This is a genomic window from Pseudomonas sp. RW3S2, assembly GCF_014268955.1.
Taxonomy (GTDB): Bacteria; Pseudomonadota; Gammaproteobacteria; order Pseudomonadales; family Pseudomonadaceae; genus Aquipseudomonas; species Aquipseudomonas wayambapalatensis.
The window spans coordinates 136,793-160,447 of record NZ_JABWRM010000008.1; the positions used below are offsets into that span (position 1 = coordinate 136,793).

Sequence of the window (23,655 nt, forward strand, 5' to 3'; positions counted from 1 at the left end):
GCCAGGCTCAGGTCGGGCTGAGTATCGTATCCCTGGCCTCACCCAGCATCCCCGGGTAGTCCAGGGTGTAGTGCAGCCCACGGCTTTCCTTGCGCTGCATCGCCGAGCGAATCATCAGCTCGGCCACCTGTGCCAGGTTGCGCAGCTCGATCAGGTCGCGGCTGACCTTGTAGTTACTATAGAACTCATCGATTTCATCCAGCAGCAGGCGAACCCGGTGCTCGGCGCGCTGCAGGCGTTTGCTGGTGCGCACGATGCCGACGTAGTCCCACATGAATCGCCGCAGTTCGTCCCAGTTGTGCGCGATGATCACGTCTTCATCCGAATCGGTGACCTGGCTGGCATCCCAGCAAGGCAGGGCCTGCGGCCTGCCGACTTGATCCAGGTGCGCCTCGATGTCCGCGGCAGCCGCGCGGCCGTAGACGAAGCACTCCAGCAGCGAATTGCTGGCCATGCGATTGGCGCCGTGCAGGCCGGTGAAACTGGTCTCGCCAATGGCATACAGGCCCGGTACGTCGGTGTGGCCGCGCTCGTCGACCATCACGCCGCCGCAGGTGTAGTGCGCTGCCGGTACCACCGGGATCGGCTGGCGAGTGATGTCGATGCCGAAGGTCAGGCAGCGTTCGTAGACCGTGGGGAAGTGGCTCTTGATGAACTCGACCGGCTTGTGGGTGATGTCCAGGTACACGCAGTCCACGCCCAGGCGCTTCATCTCGTGGTCGATGGCGCGAGCGACGATATCCCGTGGCGCCAACTCTTCGCGCGGGTCGAAGCGCGGCATGAAGCGCTCGCCGTTGGGCAGGCGCAGCAGCGCACCTTCGCCACGCAGGGCCTCGGTGATCAGGAAACTTTTGGCTTGCGGGTGGTACAGGCAGGTTGGGTGGAACTGGTTGAACTCAAGGTTCGCCACCCGACAGCCGGCGCGCCAGGCCATGGCAATGCCATCACCGCAGGCGCCGTCGGGGTTGCTGGTGTAGAGATAGACCTTGGCCGCGCCGCCTGTCGCTAACACCGTGAAGCGTGCGCCGAAGGTGTCCACCTCGCCGCTGTTGCGGTCGAGCACGTAGGCGCCCAGGCAGCGTTCGCCGGGCAGGCCCAGGCGCCGCTCGGTGATCAGGTCCACGGCTACACGCTGTTCGAGCAGGTCGATGTTCGGGCGCTGGCGCGCCTGTTCCAGAAGCGTGGTGAAGATCGCGGCGCCCGTGGCATCGGCGGCATGGATGATGCGGCGGTGGCTGTGACCGCCTTCACGGGTGAGGTGGAACTCGAAGCCGCCGTCGTCGACGCTGTGGTGTTCATCGCGGGTGAAGGGCACGCCCTGCTCGATCAGCCACTCGATGGCTTCGCGGCTGTGTTCGACGGTGAATCGCACGGCGTCTTCATGGCACAGGCCACCGCCTGCATTGAGCGTGTCCTCGACGTGCGATTGCACCGTGTCGGTGTCGTCCAGTACCGCGGCGACACCGCCCTGGGCCCAGAAGGTAGAGCCGTTGGCGAGGTCGCCCTTGCTCAGGACCGCGACGCGCAGGTGGCCGGGAAGGTTCAGTGCCAGGCTGAGACCGGCGGCGCCACTGCCGATCACCAGGACATCATGTTGGAATTGTTGGCTCATGTCGGGACACTAGTAACTAGGGAAGGGGAGCGGCACAATAGTGATGCGTATATGGCATTGTGAAACTATCGTGAAAGATGCCGGGCTGCCTTTATAGCAGCCCCCGGCGTCGGATTTCCAATGGCGGTTGCGCAGGCGTGGCGACTTTGTGGGAACTTTCCAGTACCCCTGCAAATCTCAAGAAGGCTGCCCGTCTGCCACGATTGCCGAGGCGACGCAGGACAGCGGCTCTACCCGGGCTGAAACCTGTGTATTCGAGACACCGATTATCGACGCAGCCGGCTGCGACCGCGCTGTGTCTTTTTCGTGCGAGCCGACCAGAGGCCGCAGGAAACTTGCTTGGAGGGGAGAACTTTTGCGCAAAGCCCGAGTCTATGGTTGCAAGCCTGAACGATGGCTGTCGCAACGCTCCTTTGAGTTCACTGAGGAGTGTTCATGCTAACCCAGGAAGAGGATCAGCAGCTTGTCGAGCGCGTGCAGCGCGGTGACAGGCGAGCGTTCGATCTGTTGGTGCTGAAGTATCAGCACAAGATTCTCGGGTTGATCGTGCGTTTTGTACACGACACCCATGAAGCGCAGGACGTGGCGCAGGAAGCTTTCATCAAGGCCTACCGTGCGCTTGGCAACTTCCGCGGTGACAGTGCGTTCTACACGTGGCTGTACCGCATCGCCATCAACACGGCGAAGAATTACCTGGTGTCCCGTGGAAGACGGCCGCCAGACAGCGATGTGAGCTCCGAGGATGCGGAGTTCTACGACGGCGATCATGGTCTCAAGGATCTCGAGTCCCCAGAGCGCTCGTTGTTGCGGGATGAAATCGAAGGCACTGTCCATCGCACCATCCAGCAACTGCCCGAAGACCTGCGCACGGCATTGACCCTGCGCGAGTTCGACGGGCTGAGTTACGAAGACATTGCCAGTGTCATGCAATGTCCGGTGGGTACCGTGCGCTCTCGAATCTTCCGCGCTCGGGAGGCCATAGACAAAGCCCTGCAACCCCTGTTGCAGGAAACCTGAGACAGCGGCGACAGCCAAGAGAGGAACCGCCATGAGTCGTGAAGCTTTGCAGGAATCGCTGTCCGCGGTAATGGATAACGAAGCGGACGAACTGGAATTACGTCGCGTGCTGAACGCGGTCGATGATGCCGAGACCCGTGCCACCTGGTCGCGTTACCAGGTCGCTCGCGCAGCCATGCACAAGGAGCTGCTGCTGCCCAAGCTCGACATCGCGTCGGCCGTTTCTGCCGCGCTGGCCGACGAAGCCGTCCCGGTCAAGGCCAAGCGTGGCCCGTGGCGCAGCATTGGTCGCCTGGCCGTTGCCGCTTCGGTGACCGTCGCTGTGCTGGCGGGCGTACGCCTGTACAACCAGGATGAGATCAACGGCGCGCAACTTGCTTCGCAGCAACCTGTGCAGCAGGGGGTCACCGTACCGCAGACTCAAGGTCCAGCCGTTCTGGCAGGCTATAGTGAGAGCAGTGAGCAACCGACCGGGCCGATGGCCAACGGTGTGCTGCAGAACCAGGCCGGCTGGGATCAGCGTCTGCCAGGTTACCTGCGCCAGCACGCTCAGGAGTCTGCGCTGAAGGGCACTGAAACCGCTCTGCCTTACGCACGCGCCGCCAGCCTGGAAAATCGCTAAGTAAGGAGGATCATGCGCGCGCTACCTCTTCTGTCGCTGCTGCTCGGCAGTTGCATCACGGTGCCGGCATTGGCGGCCAACTCTTCGCCCGAGGCGAGCGAGTGGCTGAACAAGCTGGCACAGGCCGAGCAAGGGCAGAGTTACCAGGGTTCTTTCGTCTACGAACGTAACGGCAGTTTTTCTTCCCACGATATCTGGCATCGCGTCCAGGACGGCAAAGTCAGCGAGCGGTTGTTGCAGCTCGATGGCGCAGCCCAGGAAATCGTGCGGGTCGACGGCAAGGTGCAGTGCGTCAGTGGTTCCCTGGTCAGCGGGGTCGGTACGCCGCCCGATTCCGCCCCGCGAGTGCTCGATCCTCTGAAGCTGATGAGCTGGTACGACCTGGGTGTGGCTGGCAAGGCACGTATCGCCGGGCGCGACGCGGTGATCGTCACCCTCACTCCACGCGACCAGCACCGTTACGCCTTTGAACTTCACCTGGATCGCCAGACCGGCCTGCCGCTGCGGTCGTTGATGCTCAACGACAAGGGCCAGTTGCTCGAGCGCTTCCAGATGACCCGCCTGGATACCGATGATGTTCCGACCGATCGCGACCTGCAGGCCAGTTCCGCGTGCAAGCCGGTGCAGCCTCTTGCGGCGGCGAAGCCTGAAACTGTCGCTGGCTGGCGTTCCGACTGGCTGCCGCCTGGCTTCGAGCTGGTCAACAGCGCCGTGCGCCGTGATCCCGAACGCAACAGCACCGTCAGCAGCCTGATGTACGACGATGGGCTGGCGCGGTTCTCCGTCTTTCTCGAGCCGATCAAGGAAGACGCCGGTACCGATACCCGTGCGCAACTGGGGCCTACCGTCGCTGTCTCGCGGCATCTGAACACACCCAAGGGCAAGGTCATGGTCACCGTGGTCGGAGAGATTCCGCTGGGGACCGCCGAGCGCGTGGCATTGTCGATGCGCGCCCAGGATGTCCAGGCGCGGTAATGACCGTCCCAGACCCTTCCTACAAGCTGTCAGGCGCGCAGCTGACATGAAATTAAAGCATTGTCATTTGCAATCAACTGGTAAATTTTCTATAGGTCAGACTTCCTGGAGTCTGGCCTTTCCTGCATCTGCAGGGGCCCTTCTGCTAACTACGCTCGTTGTGACGGGAGCCGTATGTCAATACCACGCTTGAAAACCTATCTATCGATGTTCGCCGCCGTGTTGATGCTCGGCCAGGTGCTTACCGCCCAGGCCGAGGAAGCACTGCCGGACTTCACCACCCTGGTCGAGCAAGCCTCGCCGGCGGTGGTCAACATCAGTACCAAGCAAAAACTGCCGGACCGTCGCGTCGCCGCCGGGCAGATGCCCGACCTGGAGGGCCTGCCTCCGATGTTCCGCGAGTTTTTCGAGCGCAACATGCCGCAGCAGCCGCGCTCCCCGCGTGGCGATCGCCAGCGTGAGGCTCAGTCGCTGGGCTCGGGCTTCATCATCTCCAGCGATGGTTATGTCCTGACCAACAACCATGTTGTCGCCGATGCCGACGAGATCATCGTCCGCCTGTCCGATCGCAGCGAACTGCAAGCCAAGCTGGTTGGCACCGACCCGCGCACCGACGTGGCACTGCTCAAGGTCGATGGCAAGAATCTGCCGACCGTCAAGCTGGGCGATTCCGAGAAGCTGAAGGTCGGTGAGTGGGTGTTGGCCATCGGCTCGCCGTTCGGTTTCGATCATTCGGTGACCAAGGGTATCGTCAGCGCCAAGGGGCGTACCTTGCCCAACGACACCTACGTGCCGTTCATCCAGACCGACGTCGCGATCAACCCGGGTAACTCCGGCGGCCCGCTGTTCAACATGAAGGGTGAGGTCGTGGGTATCAACTCGCAGATCTTCACCCGCTCCGGCGGCTTCATGGGCCTGTCGTTCGCCATCCCGATCGACGTGGCGATCGATGTCTCGAACCAGTTGAAGAAAGACGGCAAGGTCAGCCGCGGCTGGCTCGGCGTGGTGATCCAGGAAGTGAACAAGGACCTGGCCGAGTCCTTCGGGCTCGACAAGCCTGCCGGTGCGCTGGTAGCCCAGGTGCTGGAAAACGGCCCTGCGGCCAAGGGCGGCCTGCAGGTCGGTGACGTGATCCTGAGCATGAACGGCCAGCCGATCGTCATGTCCGCAGACCTGCCACACCTGGTCGGCGGTCTCAAGGATGGCCAGAAAGCCAAGCTCGAGATCATCCGCGAAGGCAAGCGCCAGACCCTGGACATCACCATCGGTGCACTCCCTGAAGACGATGCCGACATTGGCACCGCTGGCCAGGCAGGCGTGGAGCGCAACAGCAACCGCCTGGGCGTCTCGGTCGCCGACCTCAGCGACGAGCAGAAGAAGTCGCTCGAGCTCAAGGGTGGTGTGGTCATCAAGGAGGTTCAGGATGGTCCGGCAGCACTGATTGGCCTGCGTCCGGGCGACGTGATCAGCCACCTGAACAACCAGGCGATCAGCTCGGCCAAGCAATTCACCGAGATCGCCAAGGACCTGCCGAAGAACCGTTCGGTATCGATGCGTGTGCTGCGACAGGGCCGCGCCAGCTTCATCACCTTCAAGTTGGCTGAATAGGCTGAGTGAAGGGTAGGAAAGGGCAGCTTCGGCTGCCCTTTTTCATGAGCGTGTCATGATGTTCTGTGGGAACATCAGCGAGCCGAGCAAATTCATGTCGCATTTGCAGGTGTGCGTGGCGATAGAGGAATCTCCCATATCCCTCCGGCTTGAGGTACAATTCCCGGCTATTTTTCCGCGGGCGTCCGGCTCGCAGCCTTTTCGAGTGTTGACCCGTGAGTGATTTGAGTCATATCCGCAATTTCTCCATCATCGCCCACATCGACCATGGCAAGTCGACGCTGGCCGACCGTTTCATCCAGATGTGCGGTGGCCTGTCGGCGCGCGAAATGGAGGCCCAGGTCCTCGACTCCATGGACCTCGAGCGTGAACGCGGTATCACCATCAAGGCCCACAGCGTCACCCTGCACTACAAGGCGCAGGACGGCAAAACCTACCAGTTGAACTTCATCGACACCCCCGGCCACGTCGACTTCACCTACGAAGTCTCGCGTTCGCTGGCCGCGTGCGAGGGCGCGCTGCTGGTGGTCGATGCCGGTCAGGGCGTCGAGGCGCAGTCGGTCGCCAACTGCTACACCGCCATCGAGCAGGGCCTCGAGGTCATGCCGGTACTGAACAAGATGGACCTGCCCCAGGCCGATCCGGACCGCGTCAAGGACGAGATCGAGAAGATCATCGGCATCGACGCCACCGAAGCCGTGGCCTGCAGTGCCAAGAGCGGCATGGGCGTGGACGAGGTGCTCGAGCGCCTGGTGCAGACCATTCCCGCGCCAGAAGGCGAGATCGACGCCCCTCTGCAGGCGCTGATCATCGACTCCTGGTTCGACAACTACCTGGGCGTCGTGTCGCTGGTGCGTGTGCGCCAGGGCCGGGTCAAGAAGGGCGACAAGATCCTGGTCAAGTCCACCGGCAAGGTGCACCTGGTCGACAGCGTCGGTGTCTTCACCCCGAAACACACCCAGACCGCCGACCTCAAGGCTGGCGAAGTGGGCTTCATCATCGCCAGCATCAAGGACATTCACGGCGCGCCGGTCGGCGACACCCTGACGCTGTCCTCGACCCCCGAGGTCGAGGTGCTGCCTGGCTTCAAGAAGATCCAGCCGCAGGTGTACGCCGGCCTGTTCCCGGTCAGCTCCGACGATTTCGAGGACTTCCGCGACGCCCTGCAGAAGCTGACGCTCAACGACTCGTCGCTGCAGTACATGCCGGAAAGCTCCGACGCCCTGGGCTTCGGCTTCCGTTGCGGCTTCCTCGGCATGCTGCACATGGAGATCATCCAGGAGCGCCTCGAGCGCGAATACGACCTGGACCTGATCACCACCGCGCCGAGCGTGATCTACGAGCTGGAGCTCAAGACCGGCGAAACCATCGTCGTCGACAACCCGTCGAAGCTGCCGGATGTCTCGGCGGTCGCGGACTTCCGCGAGCCGATCGTCACGGCGACCATCCTCGTGCCGCAGGAGCACCTGGGCAACGTCATCACCCTGTGCATCGAGAAGCGTGGCGTTCAGCGTGACATGCAGTTCCTCGGCAGCCAGGTACAGGTGCGCTACGACCTGCCGATGAACGAAGTGGTGCTGGACTTCTTCGACAAGCTCAAATCCACCAGCCGCGGCTACGCTTCGCTGGACTATCATTTCGATCGCTACCAGTCGGCCAACCTGGTCAAGCTGGACGTGCTGATCAACGGCGACAAGGTCGATGCCCTGGCATTGATCGTGCATCGTGACAACGCGGCCTACAAAGGCCGTGCGTTGACCGAGAAGATGAAGGAACTGATTCCTCGGCAGATGTTCGACGTGGCGATCCAGGCAGCTATCGGCGGCCAGATCATTGCGCGGACCACTGTCAAGGCGCTCAGAAAGAACGTACTGGCTAAGTGCTATGGCGGTGACGTCAGCCGTAAGAAGAAGCTGCTGGAGAAGCAGAAGGCCGGTAAGAAACGCATGAAGCAGGTGGGCAACGTGGAGATCCCACAGGAAGCCTTCCTCGCTGTGCTCAGGTTGGATAGCTAGGTCCTATGTCGCTAAATTTCCCGCTGTTGCTAGTCATCGCCGTCGCTGTCTGCGGCCTGTTGGGTCTGATCGATCTGCTGTTCCTGGCCCCGCGCCGGCGAGCGGCGATCGCCAACTACCAGGGCAGCGTCAGCCAGCCCGAGGTCGCGGTGGTCGAGCGCCTGAACAAGGAGCCGTTGCTCGTCGAGTACGGCAAGTCGTTCTTCCCGGTACTGTTCATCGTGCTGGTGCTGCGCTCGTTCCTGGTCGAACCCTTCCAGATTCCGTCGGGTTCGATGAAGCCGACCCTGGAAGTGGGCGATTTCATCCTGGTGAACAAGTTCTCCTACGGTATCCGCCTGCCGGTGATCGACAAGAAGGTCATCGAGGTCGGTGACCCGCAGCGCGGTGACGTCATGGTGTTCCGCTACCCGAGCGACCCGAACGTCAACTACATCAAGCGTGTGGTCGGTCTGCCGGGCGACCGGATCCGCTACACCAACGAGAAGCACCTGTACGTCAACGACCAGCTGGTCGCTGAGCAACTGGTGGGCACCGAAGCCGGATCCTTGGGTAGCGCCGAGTTGTACAAGGAGAAGCTGGGCGAAGCCGAGCACCTGATCCGCAAGGAAATGAGCCGCTATCGCATGCCGCCGGACCAGCAGTGGACCGTGCCGGCTGGCCATTACTTCATGATGGGCGACAACCGCGACAACTCCAACGACAGCCGCTACTGGGACGACCCGAGTATCCCGCGCGAGCTGCAGGGCATGGTCCCGGACCGTAACATCGTCGGCAAGGCCTTTGCGGTCTGGATGAGCTGGCCCGAGCCCAAACTCAGCCACTTCCCCAACCTGTCACGGGTCGGTCTGATCCATTGATACCCCTCGGCGCTGTCCACAGACAGCGCCGAATGCATTTCTGACATAGGCTGTGTTCTCAGGGATGGGTAAATTCGCCGCTGCATGACGGCGTGACACAGCCAAACAGTCTTTCAGGATGTTGATTTGAACGCGTTTAACAACGAAGGGGTGGCTGCATGAGCGCTTCCCTCGAACGCCTGGAGCGCAAGCTCGGCTATACCTTCAAAGACCGGGATCAGATGCTCCTGGCACTTACGCACCGCAGCTACGCCGGGCGCAACAACGAGCGCCTGGAGTTTCTCGGCGATGCGATTCTCAATTTCGTGGCTGGCGAGGCGCTGTTCGAGCGTTTCCCGCAGGCTCGCGAAGGCCAGTTGTCGCGCCTGCGCGCTCGCCTGGTCAAAGGAGAAACCCTGGCCCGCCTGGCCCGTGGCTTCGACCTGGGCGACTACTTGCGCCTTGGCTCGGGTGAACTCAAGAGCGGTGGTTTTCGCCGCGAGTCCATTCTTGCCGACGCCCTCGAAGCGCTGATCGGCGCGATCTACCTGGACGCCGACATGCAGACTGCCCGCGAGCGCATCCTGGCCTGGTTGGCCGGTGAGTTCGATGGGCTGACCTTGGTCGACACCAACAAGGACCCCAAGACGCGCCTGCAGGAATACCTGCAGTCGCGTGCCTGCGAGCTGCCGCGTTATGAAGTGGTGGATATCCAGGGCGAACCTCATTGCCGCACTTTCTTCGTCGAATGCGAAGTGGTGCTGCTGAACAACAAGAGCCGCGGTCAGGGCGTGAGCCGGCGTATCGCCGAGCAGGTCGCCGCTGCCGCCGCACTGATCGCCTTGGGCGTGGAGAATGGCAATGACTGAGAACAATCCGACCCGCTGCGGTTACGTGGCCATCGTCGGCCGCCCCAACGTGGGCAAGTCCACGCTGCTCAACCACATCCTCGGGCAGAAGCTGGCGATCACCTCGCGCAAGCCGCAGACCACCCGTCACAACATGCTCGGCATCAAGACCGAAGGTGACGTGCAGGCGATCTACGTCGACACCCCCGGCATGCACAAGGCCAACGACAAGGCCTTGAACCGCTACATGAACCGCAACGCCTCGGCAGCCCTCAAGGATGTCGACGTGGTGATCTTCGTGGTCGACCGCACCCGTTGGACCGATGAGGACCAACTGGTGCTCGAACGTGTGCAGTACGTCACTGGCCCGCTCATCATCGCGGTCAACAAGACCGACCGCATGGAAGAGAAAGCCGAGCTGATCCCGCATCTGCAGTGGCTGCAGGAGCAACTTCCGAACGCCGAAGTGATGCCGATCTCGGCCCAGCAGGGGCACAACCTGGACGCGCTGGAAGCTCAGATCGCCAAGCACCTGCCGGAAAACGAGCACTTCTTCCCGGAAGACCAGATCACCGACCGCAGCAGCCGTTTCCTGGCGGCCGAACTGGTACGCGAGAAGATCATGCGCCAGCTCGGTGCCGAGCTGCCGTACCAGATCACGGTCGAGATCGAGGAATTCAAGCAGCAGGGGCATGTGCTGCACATCCACGCCTTGATCCTGGTCGAGCGTGATGGCCAGAAGAAGATCATCATCGGCGACAAGGGCGAGCGTATCAAACGCATTGGTTCCGAGGCCCGCAAGGACATGGAGGTGTTGTTCGACTCCAAGGTCATGCTCAACCTCTGGGTCAAGGTCAAGGGCGGCTGGTCCGATGACGAACGAGCCCTGCGTTCGCTGGGTTACGGCGACCTCTAAGCCTCGCCGCGCACCTTGTAGGAGCGGGCTTGCCCGCGAACACGGGCAACGCCCGTGCCATGCATCCACGGTGCCTGGGCTGGCCTCTTCGCGGGCAAGCCCGCTCCTACAGGTGTGCGTTTTGCCTGAGACCGAGTGACCGCTCATGGACCAACCCACCCCGCAGCCCGCCTACGTCCTGCACAGCCGCGCCTACAAGGAAACCAGCGCGTTGGTGGACTTCTTCACCGCCCAAGGCCGTGTGCGGGCGGTGCTGCGGCGCGCGCGCGGCAAGGGCGGCAGCCCGGTGCGCCCCTTCGTGCCGCTGGAAGTCGAGTTGCGCGGGCGAGGCGAGTTGAAGAACGTCGGTCGGTTGGATACGGTCGGCCTTGCCGGCTGGCTGCATGGCGATGCGTTGTTCAGCGGGCTGTATCTCAACGAGTTGCTGATGCGCCTGCTTCCTGCCGAGGCGCCGTTCCCTGCACTGTTCGAGCACTACACCCTCACCCTTGAGGCGCTGGCTGCCGGTCGCCCGTTGGAGCCGCTGCTGCGCGCCTTCGAATGGCGTCTGCTGGACGAGTTGGGTTATGCCTTCTCGCTGACTCACGACGTGAACGATGACGCGGTCGTCGCCGAGGGGCGCTACCGACTCCAGGTGGACGCCGGGCTGGAGCGGGTCGAACTGCTTCAGCCTGGTCTGTTCATTGGCACAGAGCTGTTGGCCCTGGCCGATGCTGACTGGGACGCACCTGGCGCGCTGCTTGCGGCCAAGCGCCTGATGCGCCAGGCGCTTGCCGTTCACCTTGGGCCCAAGCCGCTGGTCAGCCGGGAACTGTTTCGCAAGCGCTGAGCACGTCGTATGCTGTGTGGCTCAATCTTCAGGAGAGCCTTTCGTGACTCACAGCAACCGCATGCTTCTCGGCGTCAACATCGATCACGTGGCCACTCTGCGCCAGGCCCGGGGCACCCGCTATCCGGACCCGGTCAAGGCCGCGCTGGATGCCGAGGAAGCGGGTGCCGACGGCATCACCGTGCATTTGCGCGAAGACCGTCGGCACATCCAGGAGCGTGACGTGCTGCTGCTCAAGGACGTGTTGCAGACGCGCATGAACTTCGAGATGGGCGTGACCGAGGAAATGATGCTCTTTGCCGAGAGGATCCGCCCTGCGCACATCTGCCTGGTGCCCGAGACCCGTCAGGAGCTGACCACCGAAGGTGGCCTGGACGTGGCCGGCCAGGAGGCGCGGATCAAGGCTGCGGTGGAACGCCTGGCGCGTACCGGGGCCGAGGTGTCGCTGTTCATCGATGCCGACGAGCGGCAGATCGAAGCGTCGCGTCGCGTGGGCGCACCGGCCATCGAGTTGCATACCGGTCGCTATGCTGATGCACAGACCCCGACCGAGGTGGCCGAAGAGCTGAAGCGTATCGTCGACGGTGTGGCCTTCGGCGTGGGGCAGGGGCTGATCGTCAATGCCGGGCATGGCCTGCACTACCATAACGTCGAGGCCGTGGCAGCGATCAAGGGTATCAATGAGCTGAACATTGGCCATGCGCTGGTGGCCCATGCATTGTTCGTCGGCTTCAAGGCGGCGGTGGCAGAGATGAAGGCCCTGATCGTGGCGGCCAGTTCCCGCTGATCAGTGCCGGCCCAATCGCGGGGCAAGCCCGCTCCCACAAGTACCCGCTGTCCATGAGAATAGCGGGTACTTGTGGGAGCGGGCTTGTCCCGCGATTGGGCCGGTGTGACCCCCTCATCATTCCGCCCGAAACACCAGGGTAAACCGCGTAGGCCCCTGAGCCTGGCTGCTCACCTCGACCCGGCCGCCATGCAATTGCATGATCGACTTCACGATCGCCAGCCCCAGCCCGGTTCCACCCTCCTGTCGCGAGCGCCCACAGCCGACCCGGTAGAAACGCTCGAACAGATGCGCCAGATGCGCTTCGTCGATCCCGGGCCCCTGGTTCTGCACCCATAACCACACCTGGTCCTGGCGCCGCTCGATGCCCAGTTCGATCACCTGGTCTTGCGGGCTATGGCGAATCGCATTGCTCAGCAGATTCGACAGCGCCCGCTGGAACATCAACCGGTCGGCCAGTGCCGTGCCCCAGCCGTGTGCACGCAGCTCGATACCTTTCAGTTCGGCGCTGAAGTCGAACAGCGCCATCACCCGTGCGGTTTCATCGGCCAAGGACAGCGGCTTGAGCATGGCCAGCGCCTGGGGTTGGCTGACCTGGGCCAGGAACAACATGTCATTGATGATGCGGTTCAGGCGGGTGAGTTCCTCGACGCTGTCCTCCAGCGCCTCGCGGTAGCGGTTGCCGTCGCGCTCGCGGGACAGGGTGACCTGGGCCTTGCCCATCAGGTTGCCGATGGGAGTGCGCAGTTCGTGGGCCAGGTCGTCGGAGAACTGCGACAGCTGGCGAACGCCCTGGTCGAGGCGATCGAGCATGATGTTGATGCTGCCGGCCAGCTCCGCCAGTTCCTGGGGCAGGCCACTGGTCGGCAGGCGGTGCGCCAGGTCGTGTGCGCAGATCTGCCCGGCGATGCGGCGGAACCGGCGCAAGGGGTCGAGCCCGCGCTGCACCAGTTTCCAGGCACCGATGCCGATCAGCAGCAAGAGTATCGGCAGCGCCAGCAAGGTCGAATTCAGGTAGGCGTGGAGCAGCGCATTGTCGTCGGCGCGGTCCAGCGACATCATCACCCGCACCGGCTGGTCGTCGCGCAGGCGCATCAATTGAGTGACGGTGAGGATCTGCCGCCCGTCGCTGTCGCGCCATTGCGTGAAGATTGGTTGCTGCCCCGCCGGTAGCTGGCGCAAGGCCTGTGCCTCGAGCGCCGGGCCCAGGCTCAGCAGCGACGGATGCCGCCCGTTGATTGCCAGCACATTGAGGCTAAGGTTGTCGTGCCCCATCACCAGGTCGAGCAGGGGATGAGCGCGAGCGCCGAGGTCATCGCTGCGCAGGTCCACCCGCAGGTTGTGCTCGACTTGCATCATCTTGCGCGCCAGGTCGCGACGGGCGCGGCTGTCCAGCTCGTGGTCGAGGGCGAACACTGCCAGGCAGGCCAGCAGCAGCACCAGCGCGGCGCCCATCAGGGTGACCGAAAGCCCCAGGCGCAGCGACAGGGTGCGGCCTTTCACGTGCGAGCCTCGAGTACATAGCCCACGCCGCGCAAGGTGTGTATGAGCTTGTTGTCGAAGGGGTCGTCGATCTTGGCCCGCAGGCGGCGGATCGATACCTCGACCACATTGGTGTCGCAGTCGAAATTCATGTCCCACACCAGCGAGATGATTTGCGTACGAGAGAGCACTTCGCCGCTCTGGCGCATCAGCAGGTGCAGCAGGGTGAACTCCTTGGCGGTGAGGTCGATGCGCTGGCCGCCACGCCAGGCGCGATGCCGGCCGGGGTCGAGCTCGAGGTCGGCGACTTTCAGGGTGTCCGGTTGCAGGTGCTGATCGTTGCGCCGCAGCAGGCTGCGGATTCGTGCCAGCAGCTCCGGGAACTCGAAAGGTTTGAGCAGATAGTCGTCGGCGCCCAGGTCCAGGCCCTTGACCCGGTCGGCCAGGCGACCGTGCGCGGTGAGCATCATGATCCGAGTGGACGATTCGGCACGCAGGCGCTGCAGCACGCCCCAGCCATCGAGCTCGGGCAGGTTGACGTCGAGGATCACCAGATCGTAGCTGTGCTGGCGCGCCAGGTGCAGGCCATCGGTGCCCGTATACGCGCAATCGACCACGTAGCCGTTTTCGCGCAGGCCCTGCTGCAGGTAGTCGGCGGTGCGGGGTTCGTCCTCGATGATCAATAGGCGCATGGGGGGCTCTGTGGGGTGGAAAGGGCGCGATTCTCAAGCCTGTAGGGGCTTTAGGGTCAAGCTGCAGGATGTTACGGCATGAGAACGCGTTGTCGGCGCAAATAACCGATTTGTAATGCGGGCGTCATCTGGCTGCTTGTTCGAGCTCCGTCGCGGGTAAACACAGCCCACAGGACCACATTGCAAGACTGTAATGCCCACCTCACCTTGGCGTTAGCTGCCCCTCGCTAGGATGGCGCTGTCTGAACGGTGATCATGAGGCAAGCACGATGAACCTGACCAAATACCTGCTGCTGGCGATTTTCGCCGTGGGCAGCACCAGCGTTTTCGCCGAGGGTGGCGCGGAGCGTTCGCAGCGGTTCGTGGATACATTTCTCAAGGAACAGCAGCGGCTGTTCGGCGACCGGCAGGAAGTGCTGGTCAAGCGTGAGCGCCAGGCGCAGGAGACGGCTCGTGAGGTGGCCAAGGAATAGTCTTGGTGAGGCACCGGTGCTGCGACAGCTCCCCGCCGCCGGTGAACTTGGGCGCCCCTCGGGGCGCCTTTTTTATTTGCGCGCCAGCAGCGTGGCGCGGCGGGGGGCCGGGAGGCCTTCGATGGTCTTGCTGTGGTCGTTCGGGTCGAGGAAGTCAGCCAGCGACTGGTAACGCATCCAGTCGGTGCTGCGCTGCTCCTCGACGCTGGTGACGCTGACATCCACGCAGCGCACATCGCTGAAGCCGGCGCGGCGCAGCCAGCGCTCCAGCGCGGGCACCGACGGCAGGAACCAAACGTTGCGCATCTGCGCGTAGCGGTCTTCTGGCACCAGCACGTGCTGCTCGTCGCCTTCGACCACCAGGGTCTCGAGTACCAGCTCGCCGCCTTTGACCAGGCAGTCCTTGAGCGCCAGCAGGTGCTCGATGGGCGATCGACGGTGATAGAACACGCCCATCGAAAACACGGTGTCGAAGCCTTCAAGGTTGGCGGGCAGCTCTTCCAGGGCGAAGGGCAGGTGCCAGGCGGGCAGCTCCGGCAGGTACTTCTGCACCGCCTGGAACTGGCAGAAGAACAGCCAGTTCGGGTCGACACCGACCACCATGTCGGCACCGGCGCCGAGCATGCGCCATTGGTAGTAGCCGTTGCCGCAGCCGACATCGAGCACGCGTTTGCCCTTGAGGTTCAGGTGCGGGCCGACCCGCGACCACTTCCAGTCCGAGCGCCATTCGGTATCCACGTGCACACCGAACAGGTCGAACGGCCCCTTGCGCCAGGGCGAAAGCCCCATCAGCGCCTGGTGTACCTGGGCGCGGGTGGCGGCATCGCAGTAGCTGTCCAGGCGCAAGCCGTCGACCAGGTCGATTTTCTCGGGCGTCAGGTCCGGCAGCGCATCCAGCGCGCCGCGCCAGCGCTCGAGGTCGCCATGGCCTTTTTCCAGCTTGGTGTCGAGTTGTGCTTGCAGCCCTTGGGACCAGGAAGCCAGCGGCGTGCCCGCCAGACGGCGGACGAGGGGGGACAGATCGATCATGGCAGGGCTATCAGCGAGGCGAAATTGAGGCATTGGAACCAGGGCACGACTTTCGAGAAGCCGGCGGCGCGCAGGCGCTCCTGATGGGCTTGCAGGGTGTCGGGCTTCATCACGTGCTCGATGGCGCTGCGCTTCTGGGCGATTTCCAGGTCGCTGTAGCCATTGGCGCGCTTGAAGTCCAGGTGCAGGTCGTTGAGCAGCGCCTGTTCCTGTTCGTCGTCGAAGCGCAGTTTCTCGGACAGGATCAGCGCGCCGCCTGGCAGCAGGGCTTGGTGAATGCGTGCGAGCAGGGCCAGGCGTTGCTCCGGGGCGATGAACTGCAGGGTGAAGTTCATCGCCACCACCGAGGCAGGCTCGAAGGGCAGGGCGAGGATGTCGGCCTCGAGCACCTGCACCGGCAGCAGTTCCTGGAACATCGAGTCCTGGGCGGTGAGGTACTGCCGGCAGCGTTCGACCATGGCCGCGGAGTTGTCCACGGCGATCACCCGGCAGCCATCGTGGCGCACGTGGCGGCGCAGCGACTGGGTCACTGCGCCCAGCGAGGCGCCGAGGTCGTACAGGGCGGTGTGTGGCTGGGCGAAGCGTGCGGCGAGCACGCCGAGGTTTTCGACGATGGTCGGGTAGCCGGGTACCGAACGCTTGATCATGTCCGGGAACACACGCACCACGTCCTCGTTGAAGACGAAGTCGGGCACTTGCTCCAGGGGTTGGGCGAAGAGGCGGTCGGGGTCTTTGCTCACGGCGGGTCCAGATTCAGCGGGTGATGTCGAGGGGCGGCATTCTAGCCAAACCGGGCCGAGGATGCATGGCCGGCTGACCAGTGTGGCGCGTTCATTTCACCCGGATGGCGCAATCGAAGGTTTCCACGGGCTGGACTTCCGGGGCCCAGGGCTGCTGGTAGACCAGCACCAGGTGCCCTTCGCCGGCACTGACCGCCTGGAAGCGCCAGGTGGCGACACCGGCACTGCCAACGATGCCAGCTTCCTCGGGCGAGTTGTAGACTTCCGGGCCGAGGCTGCGTAGCAGGCCCGAGGCCGGATCCTTGATGCTCCAGCGATACCCGGTGGAGGGGTTGCTGGCCAGCGACAGCGACAGGGTCTGGCCGACGTACAGGCGCTGGGGGCATTCGCTGTCGGCATCCAGCTCGACGGTCTGCCGCGATTGCTGGGCGCAGGCGGCGAGCAGGCTGAGGCTCAGGGGGAGCAGCAGGCGGGAGAAGGTCATGATGGCTCCTGAGGCGGACGATGGCCCTGAGGATAACCGATGCGCTGGAGTGTGTGGGGCCTGTGAGGGCCCATCGCGGGGCATCGCGATGGGCCCTGGGTTTATCAGAACAACACTTTCGCCACGTCGGCAAAGCGCTTGGCGAAGTGGACGGTCAAGCCTTCGCGCAGGTACTCGGGCAGTTCTTCGAAATCACCTCGGTTGGCTTCCGGCAGGATCAGCTCGTGAATCTTCTGGCGCCGCGCGGCGATCACCTTCTCGCGCACTCCGCCAATCGGCAGCACCTGCCCGGTAAGGGTCAACTCGCCAGTCATCGCCACACCTTTCTTCGGCGCCTGGTCCCGCGCCAGTGACAGCAATGCGCTGGCCATGGTTACGCCGGCACTGGGGCCGTCCTTGGGCGTGGCGCCCTCGGGCACGTGCAGGTGAATGAAAGCTTCGTTGAAGAAGCCTGGATCACCGCCGTACTGCTTGAGGTTCGAGCTGACATAGCTATAGGCGATTTCTGCGGACTCCTTCATCACGTCACCCAGCTTGCCGGTGAGCTTGAAGCCGCGGTTGAGCGTATGAATGCGCGTGGCCTCGATCGGTAGGGTGGCGCCGCCCATGCTGGTCCAGGCAAGGCCTGTGATCACGCCCTTGCCCGCCAGTACTTGCTCGCTGCGGAACACCGGCATGCCCAGTGCTGCCTCGAGGTCCTTGGTGCCGATCTTGAGCTTGGCGTCCGGGCTCTCCAGCAACTTGACCACTGACTTGCGCACCAGCTTGCCGAGCTGTTTCTCCAGCTGGCGGACCCCGGCTTCACGGGCATAGCCCTCGATCACCATGCGCAGGGCGCCGTCGCTGATGCTCAGGCTGGTCTTGGCAACGCCGGCCTTGTCCAGTTGCTTGGGCCACAGGTGGCGCTTGGCGATGGCCAGCTTTTCTTCGGTGATGTAGCCGGACAGGCGAATCACTTCCATGCGGTCGAGCAGTGGGCCGGGGATCGAGTCCAGAGTGTTGGCGGTGCAGACGAACAGCACCTTCGACAGGTCCAGACGCAGGTCCAGGTAGTGGTCGAGGAAGTCGACGTTCTGCTCTGGATCCAGCGTTTCCAGGAGTGCCGAGGCCGGATCGCCCTGGTAGCTCTGGCCCATCTTGTCGATCTCGTCGAGCATGATCACCGGGTTCATCACCTCGACATCCTTCAGCGCCTGCACCAACTTGCCGGGTTGGGCGCCGATGTAGGTGCGGCGGTGGCCCTTGATCTCGGCTTCGTCGCGCATGCCGCCGACGCTGAAGCGGTAGAAGGGACGCCCTAGGGATTCGGCGATGGATTTGCCGATGCTGGTCTTGCCGACACCCGGCGGGCCGACCAGCAGCACGATCGAGCCGCTGATCTCGCCTTTCCAGGCACCTACGGCGAGGAACTCGAGAATGCGCTCCTTGATGTCGTCGAGCCCGGCGTGGTGCTGGTCGAGTACCTTGCGTGCGTGCTTGAGATCGAGCTTGTCTTGGCCGTACTGCCCCCACGGCAATGCGGTAGCCCACTCGAGGTAGTTGCGTGTGACGGCGTATTCCGGCGAGCCGGTTTCCAGGATCGCCAGTTTGCCCATTTCCTCGTCGATGCGCTTTTTAGCCTGCTCGGGCAGGGTCTTGCCTTGCAGGCGCTGTTCGAACTGTTCGAGGTCGGCACTGCGGTCGTCTTTGGTCAGCCCCAGTTCCTGCTGGATGACCTTGAGCTGTTCCTTGAGGAAGAATTCGCGCTGGTGCTCGCCGATCTGCCGGTTTACTTCGGCGGAAATCTCGTTCTGCAAACGCGCGACCTCGACTTCCTTGCGTAGCATCGGCAGGACCTTCTCCATGCGCTTGAGCATGGGGACGCAGTCGAGCACTTCCTGCAACTGGTTGCCGGTGGCGGAGGTCAGGGCGGCGGCGAAGTCGGTGAGCGGCGAGGGGTCGTTGGGGCTGAAGCGGTTGAGGTAGTTCTTCAGCTCTTCGCTGTACAGCGGATTGAGCGGCAGCAGCTCCTTGATCGCATTGATCAGGGCCATGCCGTAGGCCTTGACCTCGTCGGTGGGCTGCGCGGGCTGGTGCGGGTACTCGACCTCGACCAGGTAGGGTGGTCGATGGTGCTTGAGCCAGGTGCGGATGCGTACGCGGGTCAGGCCCTGGGCGACGAACTGCAGCTTGCCGTTCTCGCGGCTGGCATGGTGTACCTTGACCAGAGTGCCGTATTCCGGCAACGCCTTGGTGTCGAAGTGGCGGTGGTCTTCGGGCGGGGTGTCCATGAAGAACAGGGCCAGGGAGTGATGATCGGTCTTGGCGACCAGGTCGAGGGTTTCGGCCCAGGGTTCCTCGTTGACAATTACCGGCAGCACTTGCGCTGGGAAGAACGGGCGGTTGTGAATCGGGATCACGTAGACCTTGTCCGGCAGTTGCTGGCCGGGCAGGGCAAGGGCGCGGCTGGTCTCGGCCTTGGCCTCGAGGTGTTCGATTTCGCTGTGTGCGTCGGGGTGTTCCGGGAAATCCTGCTGGTCGCTCATGGGGCACCTGCGTGAATGACTATGGTGCTTAGATGGGGCAGGGAGGGATGGGTTTCAATGGTAGACGAAGGCAGGAGGGGGAGGCTTTCATCTTTGCCGGCCGGTGCCGGACCGCTCGCGGGCTTGCCCGCGAAGGCGGCGGTGAGGCCACCGCCGCCTTCGAAGGTTACTCAGCCAGTTTGTAAGCGATGATGTAGTCGCCCATCCTGGTGCCCAGCGAGCCATGCCCACCGGCCACGATCAGCACATACTGCTTGCCGTCCTTGCCCGTGTAGGTCATCGGCGTGGCTTGGCCACCGGCTGGCAGGCGAGCGCTCCACAGCTCCTTGCCGTTGTGCACGTCATAGGCGCGCAGGTACTGGTCCAGGGTGCCACTGAGGAAGCCCACGCCGCCGGCGGTGACGATCGAGCCACCCATGCTCGGTACACCCACCGGCAAGCCGATCGGCACAGGGGTGCTGTCACGAGTGGTGCCGTTCTTGCGCTTCCACACCACCTTGTTGGTGAACAGGTCGATAGCGGCCACATAACCCCAGGCTGGTGCCTGGCACGGCACGCCCAGTGGCGACATGAACGGGTGCATGGTCACGGCATACGGAGCGCCGGTATTCGGCTGCACGCCGCTGGTCTCGCTTTCGCGCTTGCTGCCTTCGGCCACTTGCTCGCGCGGAATCATCTTCGACACGAACGCCATGTAGTTCGGCGAGGTGAACAGCAGCTGACGCACCGGATCGACCGACACGCTGCCCCAGTTGAACACGCCGACGTTGCCTGGATACACCAGCGAGCCCTGCTCGGACGGCGGGGTGTACTGGCCTTCGTAGCGCAGCTCGCGGAACTGGATGCGGCACAGCATCTGGTCGAACGGCGTGGCGCCCCACATGGCCTGCTCGGTCAGCTCGGGGCCGAGCAGGTTGAGATCGGAGCGGGCCTGGGTCGGCGCGGTGTGGTCACCCTTGACCGCGCCTTGCGGCACCGGGATCTCGCGGATCGGCACGATCGGGGTGCCGTCACGACGGTCGAGCACGTACAGGCTGCCCTGCTTGGTCGGTACGATGACCGCAGGTTTCACGCCATCGTTGGTCTTCAGGTGCACCAGGGTGGGCTGGCTGCCCACGTCCATGTCCCACAGATCGTGGTGGGTGAACTGGTAATTCCAGCGTGCCTTGCCGGTGGCCAGGTCCAGGGCGACCACGCCAGCGCTGTACTTCTCGGCGCCTGGGGTGCGGTCGGCGCCCCATTGGTCAGGGGTCTGGTTGCCCAACGGCAGGTAGATCATGCCCAGCTCTTCATCGACGCTGGCCAGCGACCACATGTTCGCCGAGTTGCGGCTGTAGGTCTTGCCCGGCGCCAGGGGCTTGGTGTCGTCGGGGTTGTTGCTGTCCCAGTTCCACACCAGGCGGCCGTCGTGCACGTCGTAGGCGCGGATCACGCCGGACGGTTCGTTGGTCGACTCGTTGTCGGTGACATGCCCGCCGATGATCACCAGATCACGGGTGATCGCCGCTGGCGAAGTGGAGTAGTAGCCGCCGGCGGTGAACGGGCCGATGCCGGTGGTCAGGTCGATCGCACCCTGGTTGGCGAAGCCTTCGCAGACCTTGCCATTGTCGGCATTGATCGCGATCAGGCGGGCATCGGCAGTGGGCAGGTAGAGGCGTCGTGGGCAGGCCTGGGCAACGACCTGGCCGGCATCGGAGATCTTCGGCGCAGGGCTGCCGTCACGGCTGACGTAGCGGTTCTCGTCATAGTACGAAACGCCGCGGCAGGTCATGTGGGCGAAGCCCTTGAAGGTCTTGACCGGGCTCTTGACCTGCGGGTCGAAGCGCCAGATTTCGGCACCGGTGTCTGGGTCCAGGGCCAGCACCTTGCTGTGCGCGGTGCAGGCATAGAGCATGCCGTTGGCCTTGAGTGGGGTGTTCTCGTTGGTCAGCTCGACCGGGTCGTTGTCGGTCGGCAGGTCGCCGGTGCGAATACGCCAGGCTTCTTCCAGGCGATAAGCGTTCTGCGGGGTGATCTGGCGCAGTGGCGAGTAGCGGTCGCCGTGCTCGGTACGCCCGTAGGCCTGCCATTCGCCATCCGGCATGGAGGGAGCGGCACTGGCCATCTCGCTGCTGTCACGCCCCAGTTCGCCGAAGATTTCCCCGGGATGGGTGAACTGGCTACCGACTGCGGTTGCGCCGGAGGCGACCACCGCGGCGGCCAGCAGGGCGCCGTTGACCTTCGATGCAGGCCCAAGCAGCGGGCGGCGCGCCCAGGGCAGCAGCAGGATCACGCCAAGGGCGAACCAGATGGCCAGGCGTGGCACCAGTTGCCACCAGTCCAGGCCGACTTCCCACAGCGCCCAGGCGGTGCTGGCCAGCAGCACCACGCCATACAGGCCAAGGCCGATGCGGCGCAGGGCGATCAGCAGGATGCCCGAGAGGGCAAAGCCGATCCCGCCGATCAGGTAGTAGAGGGATCCGCCCAGCTGGCTCAGCTTGATGCCGCCTGCGATCAGGGCCAGGCCCATCAGCAACAGCAGCACGCCTACGAGGCGCGGTAGCCAGCGGGTTCCATTCTTGGCACCGTCAGTGCTCATCGCATGTTCTCCGTTCGTTCAAGGTTGGGTTCAGAAACTGCTCTGGATCTTCAGGCCGCCGACCAGCGCGTCATCGACCTGCGACACCCCGCCCGGATGGCGGATGTACTGCAGGTTAGGGCGCACGGTAAGCCAGTCGGCCAAGTGAATGCCGTAGTAGAGTTCGGCGCTGTATTCGGTGTCCTGGACGGGCAGGAAGCCGGGATTGTCGTAGTCGACGACGGCGTTGGCCTGGTTGGCCAGGCGCGCGTTCTTGCGATAGGCGGGGTTGACGTGCACGCGGGCGAGGGCGAAACCGATATCGTCCTTGGCGCGGGCATCGAAGGGCCCCTTGTACACCACACCGGCCTGAACATAGTTGTCGATGGCATTGGTCTTCTTGTCGTGCATCGTGGCATTGGCGAACAGGCTGAGCCCGCGTGAGGCGTCCGAGGCGCGCGAGGTCACCTGCTGCTGGGCGCCGAGCCAGAAACCATGCTTGCTGGCGCTGCTGCGGTAAGCCTGGCCGCTCAAGGCCGCCGGTTGGCCGTTGCCGTCCTTGTAAACATCCTGTGCCTTGGCATTACTGTAGTAGTAGCCGGCGCGATATTCCCCTTTCAGGCCATTGACCCGTGGGCTCCATACCAGTTCGATCGGCATCAGTGCGCCTTGCGTGCCACTGCCGCTGAGCTTGAAGCCATTGCCGGATTCGAGGTTCGAGGGGTTCTGTTCGAAGACGCCGACCTGGGCATAGAGATCGTCGGCGAGGTTGTAGCGCACGCGCAGCGCCCACTGGCTGACCGGCCAGTTGTACCAGATGTCGCCAACCCAGTTACCCACCTGCGAGCCGCAGAACGCCAGGTTCTGGAAGTCACAGGGGAAGCTGTTGAAGTCTTCGCCTTCGCCGAAGCGGCCGAGCTTCACGTCCAGTGCGCCATCGAAATATTTCTGCTTGATCCACATCTGCGTCAGGCGCCAGGTTTCGCCACGGCCCCAGACTTCCTGGGCGGAGGTGAAGCCGCCCACGCGCGGGTCGTTGATGCGGTCATTGCTGATGTTCTGGCCGTGGCGTTCGGTTACCGTCAGCTGGAATTCGCTGTCTCGCCAGCCCAGGATCTTCTGCAGGTCCAGGTGCGCACCGAGGGTGAACTGGTCGCTGTAGCGCGCAGTGCGATCGTGATCGAAGCCGCCGTGCAGGTTGCTGCCCATTTCGCCGGTGTAGCCGAAGGTGAAGTCGTAGCCCTGGGCCTTGAGTGAGGTGCGGGCGCCGCCCCAGTCGCCGAACATCCAGGGCGAGTCGTTGGCGAAGGCTGCGGTTGCGCTGACGCTGGGCGAAAAGCCGCCAAGCAGGGCAGTGAGGGCAAGGCCCGGGTATGGATTCTTCGGCAGTTGGAGCATGAGATAGCGCTGTCTTTTGATTATTGAAAAAAACGCAAGCGCATCGAGGAGCGGGCTCTTCGATGGAAATGGCTGCAGGGATTTAGAAGTGAAGCGTTTCAGCTTGCGGTGGGGAGGATATAGCGGAAGTTGTAAGAAAAAAAGACAAAATGTCGCAGGGGATTGTTGTCGCAGAGGTAACAGTCGGCACAGTTCCTGTAGGAGCGG

Annotated in this window: 20 protein-coding genes; 11 read left to right on the top strand and 9 right to left on the bottom strand. The window is 63.4% G+C overall.

Annotated elements, in window-relative coordinates:
• Positions 1–7: 7 nt before the first annotated feature.
• Positions 8–1,612, bottom strand: a complete 1,605-nt coding sequence (gene nadB, locus HU748_RS13515) for an L-aspartate oxidase (protein WP_186668608.1) — start codon at positions 1,610–1,612, stop codon at positions 8–10.
• A 435-nt stretch (positions 1,613–2,047) separates the two neighbouring features.
• Here nadB and rpoE point away from each other — a divergent pair, with 435 nt between their 5' ends.
• The 10 genes from rpoE (at position 2,048) to pdxJ (ending at position 12,068) form a co-directional block, all read left to right on the top strand.
• On the top strand, positions 2,048–2,629 hold the full coding sequence (gene rpoE / locus HU748_RS13520) for an RNA polymerase sigma factor RpoE (protein WP_003252049.1): 582 nt from the start codon (positions 2,048–2,050) through the stop codon (positions 2,627–2,629).
• A gap of 31 nt (positions 2,630–2,660) precedes the next feature.
• The gene (locus HU748_RS13525; protein WP_186668606.1) at positions 2,661–3,251 is read left to right on the top strand and encodes an RseA family anti-sigma factor; all 591 of its coding nucleotides are present in this window, start codon (positions 2,661–2,663) and stop codon (positions 3,249–3,251) included.
• Positions 3,252–3,263: 12 nt separating this feature from the next.
• The gene (locus tag HU748_RS13530; protein WP_186668604.1) at positions 3,264–4,226 is read left to right on the top strand and encodes a MucB/RseB C-terminal domain-containing protein; all 963 of its coding nucleotides are present in this window, start codon (positions 3,264–3,266) and stop codon (positions 4,224–4,226) included.
• A 174-nt stretch (positions 4,227–4,400) separates the two neighbouring features.
• Entirely contained in the window at positions 4,401–5,834 is a 1,434-nt protein-coding gene (locus HU748_RS13535) for a DegQ family serine endoprotease (protein WP_186668602.1), read from the top strand.
• Between the two features lie 215 nt (positions 5,835–6,049).
• A complete protein-coding gene (lepA, locus tag HU748_RS13540; protein ID WP_186668600.1) occupies positions 6,050–7,849 on the top strand; it encodes a translation elongation factor 4 in 1,800 nt (599 codons plus the stop codon).
• 5 nt (positions 7,850–7,854) lie between these two features.
• Positions 7,855–8,709 carry a signal peptidase I gene (lepB, locus tag HU748_RS13545; protein ID WP_054891835.1) on the top strand — a complete coding sequence of 285 codons (855 nt, stop codon included), beginning with the start codon at positions 7,855–7,857 and terminating at the stop codon, positions 8,707–8,709.
• 158 nt (positions 8,710–8,867) lie between these two features.
• Positions 8,868–9,557, top strand: a complete 690-nt coding sequence (gene rnc, locus HU748_RS13550; RefSeq protein WP_186668598.1) for a ribonuclease III — start codon at positions 8,868–8,870, stop codon at positions 9,555–9,557.
• Complete coding sequence (gene era, locus HU748_RS13555; RefSeq protein WP_186668596.1) at positions 9,550–10,452, top strand: GTPase Era; 903 nt, start codon at positions 9,550–9,552, stop codon at positions 10,450–10,452. Before rnc ends, era begins: the two co-directional genes overlap by 8 nt.
• 145 nt (positions 10,453–10,597) lie before the next feature.
• Entirely contained in the window at positions 10,598–11,281 is a 684-nt protein-coding gene (recO, locus tag HU748_RS13560) for a DNA repair protein RecO (RefSeq protein ID WP_186668594.1), read from the top strand.
• Positions 11,282–11,324: 43 nt separating this feature from the next.
• Positions 11,325–12,068, top strand: coding sequence for a pyridoxine 5'-phosphate synthase (gene pdxJ / locus HU748_RS13565; protein ID WP_186668592.1), 744 nt, complete (start codon positions 11,325–11,327; stop codon positions 12,066–12,068).
• Positions 12,069–12,185: 117 nt separating this feature from the next.
• Here the strand turns inward: pdxJ and HU748_RS13570 are convergent, their stop codons facing one another.
• Positions 12,186–13,571 carry a heavy metal sensor histidine kinase gene (locus HU748_RS13570; protein WP_186720696.1) on the bottom strand — a complete coding sequence of 462 codons (1,386 nt, stop codon included), beginning with the start codon at positions 13,569–13,571 and terminating at the stop codon, positions 12,186–12,188.
• Positions 13,568–14,242 carry a heavy metal response regulator transcription factor gene (locus HU748_RS13575; protein WP_186668589.1) on the bottom strand — a complete coding sequence of 225 codons (675 nt, stop codon included), beginning with the start codon at positions 14,240–14,242 and terminating at the stop codon, positions 13,568–13,570. The genes HU748_RS13570 and HU748_RS13575 overlap by 4 nt, the downstream gene beginning before the upstream one ends.
• 269 nt (positions 14,243–14,511) lie before the next feature.
• Here HU748_RS13575 and HU748_RS13580 point away from each other — a divergent pair, with 269 nt between their 5' ends.
• Entirely contained in the window at positions 14,512–14,715 is a 204-nt protein-coding gene (locus HU748_RS13580) for a hypothetical protein (RefSeq protein ID WP_186720697.1), read from the top strand.
• Between the two features lie 72 nt (positions 14,716–14,787).
• Here the strand turns inward: HU748_RS13580 and cmoB are convergent, their stop codons facing one another.
• From cmoB to HU748_RS13610, 6 genes are all read right to left on the bottom strand, one after another.
• Positions 14,788–15,744, bottom strand: a complete 957-nt coding sequence (gene cmoB, locus HU748_RS13585) for a tRNA 5-methoxyuridine(34)/uridine 5-oxyacetic acid(34) synthase CmoB (RefSeq protein WP_186720698.1) — start codon at positions 15,742–15,744, stop codon at positions 14,788–14,790.
• Complete coding sequence (cmoA, locus tag HU748_RS13590; RefSeq protein ID WP_186720699.1) at positions 15,741–16,484, bottom strand: carboxy-S-adenosyl-L-methionine synthase CmoA; 744 nt, start codon at positions 16,482–16,484, stop codon at positions 15,741–15,743. The genes cmoB and cmoA overlap by 4 nt, the downstream gene beginning before the upstream one ends.
• A 91-nt stretch (positions 16,485–16,575) precedes the next feature.
• Entirely contained in the window at positions 16,576–16,968 is a 393-nt protein-coding gene (locus HU748_RS13595; protein ID WP_186720700.1) for a protease inhibitor I42 family protein, read from the bottom strand.
• 104 nt (positions 16,969–17,072) lie between these two features.
• Complete coding sequence (lon, locus tag HU748_RS13600) at positions 17,073–19,493, bottom strand: endopeptidase La (protein ID WP_186668579.1); 2,421 nt, start codon at positions 19,491–19,493, stop codon at positions 17,073–17,075.
• Positions 19,494–19,659: 166 nt separating this feature from the next.
• Positions 19,660–22,071, bottom strand: a complete 2,412-nt coding sequence (locus tag HU748_RS13605; RefSeq protein ID WP_186720702.1) for a glucose/quinate/shikimate family membrane-bound PQQ-dependent dehydrogenase — start codon at positions 22,069–22,071, stop codon at positions 19,660–19,662.
• Between the two features lie 30 nt (positions 22,072–22,101).
• The gene (locus tag HU748_RS13610) at positions 22,102–23,448 is read right to left on the bottom strand and encodes a carbohydrate porin (RefSeq protein ID WP_186720704.1); all 1,347 of its coding nucleotides are present in this window, start codon (positions 23,446–23,448) and stop codon (positions 22,102–22,104) included.
• Positions 23,449–23,655 lie beyond the last annotated feature (207 nt).